Source organism: Dyella sp. EPa41 (assembly GCF_016586165.1).
Classification (GTDB): domain Bacteria; phylum Pseudomonadota; class Gammaproteobacteria; order Xanthomonadales; family Rhodanobacteraceae; genus Dyella.
Window position 1 is genome coordinate 1 of record NZ_BCPR01000134.1, and the last position, 4662, is coordinate 4662.

General features: G+C 63.1%; 5 protein-coding genes. All 5 read left to right on the top strand.

Features of this window, described 5'->3' with window-relative positions; genetic code table 11:
• The first annotated feature begins 258 nt into the window (after positions 1-258).
• The 5 genes from JMF82_RS21555 to JMF82_RS21570 all read left to right on the top strand — a co-directional run bounded on the left by JMF82_RS21555 (position 259) and on the right by JMF82_RS21570 (position 4559).
• Positions 259-744 (top strand): DUF2244 domain-containing protein, encoded by a 486-nt coding sequence (locus tag JMF82_RS21555; protein ID WP_307838002.1) that lies wholly within the window; start codon positions 259-261, stop codon positions 742-744.
• A gap of 20 nt (positions 745-764) precedes the next feature.
• Positions 765-1718, top strand: coding sequence for a cytochrome c oxidase subunit II (gene coxB / locus JMF82_RS21560; RefSeq protein ID WP_201316574.1), 954 nt, complete (start codon positions 765-767; stop codon positions 1716-1718).
• Positions 1719-1765: 47 nt separating this feature from the next.
• A complete protein-coding gene (gene ctaD / locus JMF82_RS21565) occupies positions 1766-3382 on the top strand; it encodes a cytochrome c oxidase subunit I (protein ID WP_201316575.1) in 1617 nt (538 codons plus the stop codon).
• A gap of 52 nt (positions 3383-3434) precedes the next feature.
• Entirely contained in the window at positions 3435-3563 is a 129-nt protein-coding gene (locus JMF82_RS22180; protein ID WP_255560173.1) for a hypothetical protein, read from the top strand.
• Between the two features lie 108 nt (positions 3564-3671).
• Positions 3672-4559 (top strand): cytochrome c oxidase subunit 3, encoded by an 888-nt coding sequence (locus JMF82_RS21570; RefSeq protein WP_201316576.1) that lies wholly within the window; start codon positions 3672-3674, stop codon positions 4557-4559.
• Positions 4560-4662 lie beyond the last annotated feature (103 nt).

A 4662-nucleotide genomic window follows, 5' to 3' on the forward strand; every position in this document is an offset into this window, starting at 1 on the left:
ATCTGTCGGTATTGGCACAGCGAGACCATGGCGATAGCCGATCTCATACGCACTGGATTCCGGCCTGCGCCGGAATGACGAGCGAAAAAAAGCGCGGGGGTTCCGCTGCGTCGCGAAAGCCGTCGAAAAGCGCTCGAGGCGTTGGCACTGCACGAAGCGCCCCATTCATCCCCGCTTCAAATCAAGGGGGTGCGGCATTCTTGCTCATCGATGCCGTCGCGGCCTATCATGCCCAGGTTCCAGGCACGCCGGGTTCTCATGATCGTGCTTCGACCAGCTGCTGCCGGCTTGCCGTGCGCGACCATGTGGCTCAAGCCCAATCGTGCCCTCAGCCGTCGCGACCTGCGTCGATTGATCGGAGTTCTGGCGGCGCTGGCACTGACGACGGCCGTGCTGGGGGCGTGGCAGGGGAATGTCTTCGCTCCGCTGTTTGCGTTGGTCGAGTCTTCCGCGGTGGCTATCGCCCTTGGCGTGGCCTGGCGGGCCGGCGACCGCAGCGAGCGCATCACCCTCGACGAATCGTCGCTGGAGGTGCAATCCCTGCCAGGTCGGCGCAGTGCGCGCTTTCAGACGTATTGGGTGCGCGTACAGCTGCAGGCCGGTCACGGGAGAGATCGTCTGTTGCTGACGTCGCACGGAAAGGAGCTGGAAATCGGGGCTTTTCTCGGGGAAGAGGAACGCGCCGAGCTGTCAAGGAAACTCAAGGTGTTGCTGGCGGAGCTCAACCAACAGCGGCGCAAGTAGGTTCAACAAAGGTGCAAGACATGACATCTGGCGGCATCAGGCCTGGCAGTATCAAGCGAGCAGTCGCGGCATGCGCGCTCTTCGCTCTCGCAATGTTCGGCGGCGCGGCATTCGCCAATCCGCAGCCAGGACAGTTGAACATGACGCGCGGCGCGAGCGAGTGGTCGCCCGAGGCGTATTTCCTCAACAACGTCGCCCTGGGCGTCTGCGTCGTCATCGGCATCCTGGTGTTCGGCGCGATGTTCATCGCCATGTTCCGCTTCCGCAAATCGCGCGGCGCGGTGGCCGAGAAGTGGTCGCACAACACGATGCTCGAGATCGTGTGGACCACCATCCCGGTGATCATCCTCATCGTGCTGGCCTACCTCGCGACGGGCGGCCTGCGCACCTTCGCCGACACCACCGGCTCCGAGATGACCGTCAAGGTCACGGGTTACCAGTGGAAGTGGCGCTACGACTACGTCGACTACAAGGGCAAGGCGATCGAGAAGGTCGGCTTCATGTCCAAGCTCGACCACGAGAGCGACGAGACCCGCCAGCTCAACTCGGGCCTTGATCCCAACGCCGTGAAGGTCGATGGCTACAACACCTACCTGATCAACGTGGACAAGCCGCTGGTGGTGCCGGTCGGCACCAAGATCCGCTTCGTGATCACCGCGGGCGACGTGATCCACTCCTGGTGGGTGCCGGCGCTGGGCTGGAAGATGGATGCCATCCCGGGCATCGTCAACGCCGCCTGGACCAACATCACCGAACCCGGCGAGTACCGCGGCCAGTGCGCCGAGCTGTGCGGCCAGGACCACGGCTTCATGCCGATCGTGGTGAAGGCGCTGCCGAAGGCCGAGTTCGAGAAGTGGTTGGCCGAGCAGGAGGCGCAGGCCAAGCAGCCGGCGCCGGCTGCCGCTTCCACCGCCGCAGCACCCGCCACGGCCCAGGCCACCGACGCACCTGTTTCCCAGGGCCACCAGGGCTGAGCAATCAGTCCGTCCACTGTTTCCGCATTGAGGTAGAGGTGTAAGGCATGGCCCACGCAGCCACCCACGATCACCACGACGATCATCACGGCGCGCCCAGCAATTTCTTCGTGCGTTGGTGCATGTCGACCAACCACAAGGACATCGGCACGCTGTACCTGGTGTTCTCGCTGCTGATGTTCTTCATCGGCGGCAGCTTCGCGATGGTCATTCGCGCGGAGTTGTTCAAGCCCGGCCTGCAGCTCGTGCAGCCGTACTTCTTCAACGAAATGACCACGATGCATGCGCTGGTCATGATCTTCGGCGCCGTGATGCCGGCCTTCGTGGGCCTCGGCAACTGGATGATCCCGTTGATGATCGGTGCGCCGGACATGGCGCTGCCGCGCATGAACAACCTGTCGTTCTGGATCCTGCCGTTCGCGTTCGCGCTGCTGCTGTCCACGCTGTTCCTGCCGGGCGGTGGCCCGGCCGGCGGCTGGACCATGTACCCGCCGCTGTCGCTGCAGGGTGACTCGGTGGCCTACCTGGTGTTCGCCGTCCACTTGATGGGCATCAGCTCGATCATGGGTGCGATCAACATCATCGCGACCATCCTCAACATGCGCGCGCCGGGCATGGACCTGCTCAAGATGCCGGTGTTCGTGTGGAGCTGGCTGATCACGGCGTTCCTGTTGATCGCGGTGATGCCGGTGCTGGCGGGTGCGGTGACCATGCTGCTCACCGACAAGTACTTCGGCACCAGCTTCTTCAATGCGGCTGGCGGTGGCGACCCGGTGCTGTTCCAGCACATCTTCTGGTTCTTCGGCCACCCCGAGGTCTACATCATGATCCTGCCGGCCTTTGGCCTGGTGTCCGAGATCATCCCGACCTTCGCGCGCAAGCCGATCTTTGGTTACAAGGCGATGGTGTTCGCGATCGCTTCGATCGCCTTCCTGTCGTTCATCGTGTGGGCGCACCACATGTTCGCCGTGGGCCTGCCGCTGGGCGGCGAGATCTTCTTCATGTACGCGACCATGCTGATCGCCGTGCCGACGGGCGTGAAGGTGTTCAACTGGGTCAGCACCATGTGGGGCGGCTCGATGACGTTCGAAACGCCGATGCTGTTCGCCATCGCGTTCGTCATCCTGTTCACCATCGGTGGCTTCTCCGGCCTGATGCTGGCGTTGGCCCCGGCCGACTTCCAGTACCACGACTCGTACTTCGTGGTGGCGCACTTCCACTACGTGCTGGTGACCGGTGCGATCTTCGCGATCATCGCCGGCACGTACTACTGGCTGCCGAAGTGGACCGGCCACATGTACAGCGAGTTCTGGGGCAAGATGCACTTCTGGAACAGCGTGATCTGGGTGAACGTGCTGTTCTTCCCACAGCACTTCCTGGGCCTGGCCGGCATGCCGCGCCGCATCCCGGACTACAACGTCGCGTTCGCCAACTTCAACATGATCAGTTCGATCGGCGGCTTCCTGTTCGGCGCCTCGCAGCTGATCTTCGTGGGCGTGATCATCCACGCGGTGTGGTTCTCGAAGAAGAAGGCACCGGATCGCGTGTGGGAAGGTGCGAAGGGCCTGGAGTGGACCGTGCCGTCGCCGGCGCCGTTCCATACCTTCGAGCTGCCGCCGGTGATCCACGACGAAGAACTGGCCCACGGCCACGTCGAAGATTGATGCAAGGCTTTACCGCTCCGGCTTCGTGCCGGAGCGGACGGAAACGAGTCGGATGAACCAGTCGAAGGCAACGATCGAGGAAGTACGCAAGAAGGGCGTGCGACGCACCGTCACGGTGTTCGGCGCGATCGCCATCGGCATCTTCCTGCTGTCGTTGTTGCAAGGGTTGAAGTACTCCTGACGCGGATCCGCCGCAGTATTACTCCGGGGTGCCGGTGAGGCAGTCCGGGTTGTAGCTCCCGCCAACGCGGGAGTGGAAGCAAACAAGAGATATCCACGGGGTCGCACCATGGGTCAGCAGCAAGGCGCTTATTTCGTACCGACCAAGAGCTATTGGCCCATCGTGGCCGCGGTCGTCATGTTCGTCACCGTGCTTGGTGCCGCGCATTGGCTCAACGCGCCTCCGGGCGAGGCCAGCTTCGGCAAGACCGTGATCAGCATCGGCTTCGTCGGCATCCTGCTGATGTTCTTCGGCTGGTTCCGCTCGGTGATCCGCGAATCGCTCGCCGGCAGCTACAACAGCCAGGTGGACCGCTCGTTCCGCATGGGCATGATGTGGTTCATCTTCTCCGAAGTGATGTTCTTCGGCGCCTTCTTCGGTGCGCTGTTCTATGCCCGCATGTTCGCCGTGCCGTGGCTTGGCGGCGAAGGCCATGGCGTGCTCACCCACCAGTTCCTGTGGAACGACTACGCCGCTTCGTGGGGCGCCAGCGGTGGCGGCGGCCCGGAGCGCATCGGCGGCGAATTCCAGACCGTGGCGCCGTGGGGCCTGCCGCTGCTGAACACGCTGATCCTGCTGACCTCCAGCGTGACCGTCACCATCGCGCACCACGCGCTGAAGGTCGGCCATCGCGGCAAGATCCTGGTGTTCCTGGCGCTCACCGTGCTGCTCGGCGCAACGTTCCTGTACTTCCAGGCGCACGAGTACATGGAGGCCTACAAGGAGCTCAACCTGACGCTGCAGAGCGGCGTCTACGGTTCGACCTTCTTCATGCTCACCGGTTTCCACGGCATGCACGTGACGTTGGGCACGATCATGTTGGCGATCATCTGGCTGCGCGTGGCCAAGGGCCACTTCAGCAAGGATCATCACTTCGCATTCGAAGCCGTGGCCTGGTACTGGCACTTCGTCGACGTGGTGTGGCTCGGCCTCTTCATGTTCGTCTATATCCTCTGAGGCGCTTGCGCGTCGCGGCAAAGAGCCCGCCGAAAGGCGGGCTTTTTTTCAATTGGCCGAAGCTGTGGGAGCGCACCCTGTGCGCGACAGCCTCCCACGACAG